The following is a 620-nucleotide window of genomic DNA, read 5'->3' on the forward strand; positions in this document are numbered from 1 at the left end:
CGGCACTGGTGCAAATAGATAGCCTCGGCGAGCTGATGCCAGCAGATCAGGAGACCGCATTGAGCAACGATGACCGCATTCCAGACGGCGGGCGTAGTGGTGTCTTGCGGTGTAAGCGGTTCAGGCCAAATTGCCCCTTGCGAATGCGGTGCATCAACTCAATACCCGCAAGGGTGATTGCCGCGTTCCTGAAACGTTTGAAGCCGAGCATCGCGTTCGCTCTGGACTTGACATTGCGATGGTCCTGCTCGATCAGGTTATTGAGATATTTCGAGGATCGAACCGTTGTGTCCTCAGGCAGCAGGCGCTCGGCCTTCATCTCGCGCACGGCGCGATGCGAAGCCGCATAGCCATCGAGCGTGATGGTCTTCGGCGACTGGCGCTGAAGCTTGATGGCCTTGCGAAAAAACGCTTTGGCTGCCTTTACTCGCGACGAGATCGCGTAGGCTGAGCTTGTAGTGCAGATACCAGCGCACGCAAAGAATGATCACGTCACGATCAAAGTGACCGCCGGCGAACAGCCCGTCCAGACGCTTGAGCTTGCTCATCGCGGGTCCTGAAATCGGTCAGGCCGACACTCGAACCGATTCGTTGATCGTTATTTGTACCACAGCCGACGG

Annotated in this window: 2 protein-coding genes; both read right to left on the minus strand. The window is 57.1% G+C overall.

Annotation, left to right across the window (positions count from 1 at the left end):
- Positions 1–46: 46 nt before the first annotated feature.
- Entirely contained in the window at positions 47–394 is a 348-nt protein-coding gene (locus FSO04_RS46000; protein WP_414693538.1) for a DDE-type integrase/transposase/recombinase, read from the minus strand.
- On the minus strand, positions 294–548 hold the full coding sequence (locus FSO04_RS48980) for a hypothetical protein (protein WP_414693537.1): 255 nt from the start codon (positions 546–548) through the stop codon (positions 294–296). Before FSO04_RS48980 ends, FSO04_RS46000 begins: the two co-directional genes overlap by 101 nt.
- Positions 549–620 lie beyond the last annotated feature (72 nt).

The organism is Paraburkholderia madseniana (assembly GCF_009690905.1).
In the GTDB taxonomy this organism is placed as follows: Bacteria; Pseudomonadota; Gammaproteobacteria; order Burkholderiales; family Burkholderiaceae; genus Paraburkholderia; species Paraburkholderia madseniana.

Bases quoted from the DNA above. Each gene is read 5' to 3' on its own strand.
- FSO04_RS48980 (WP_414693537.1), bottom strand. From the start codon at position 548: ATGAGCAAGCTCAAGCGTCTGGACGGGCTGTTCGCCGGCGGTCACTTT.